Source organism: Aeromonas sp. EERV15 (assembly GCF_900079845.1).
GTDB lineage: Bacteria > Pseudomonadota > Gammaproteobacteria > Enterobacterales > Aeromonadaceae > Aeromonas > Aeromonas sobria.
Genome location: NZ_FKKY02000196.1, coordinates 1 through 274, shown reverse-complemented (window position 1 = coordinate 274; position 274 = coordinate 1). Strand labels below are relative to the sequence as shown.

The following is a 274-nucleotide window of genomic DNA, read 5'->3' as shown; positions in this document are numbered from 1 at the left end:
TCCGCCGCTCGCCGGCAAAAGTAGCAAGCTACTTTCCCGCTGCCGCTCGACTTGCATGTGTTAGGCCTGCCGCCAGCGTTCAATCTGAGCCATGATCAAACTCTTCAATTTAAGTTTGGTTTGCGTCTATTCACTACCGGAGTAGCAAACTTCAGCGGCTCAATGAATTGCTGAAATAAACTGTTCGACTTCTTATTGCTAAGAAATCGTCTTGGTCACTTCACCAGACATTGAAAATCAAAAATTAATTTTGATGCTCGATGCTGTGAGTGCC

1 rRNA gene is annotated in these 274 nt (G+C 45.6%); it reads right to left on the bottom strand.

What is annotated here, in order from left to right:
- Positions 1-111 (bottom strand): 16S ribosomal RNA (locus BN4575_RS21045); the annotation flags it as partial.
- Positions 112-274: the final 163 nt, after the last annotated feature.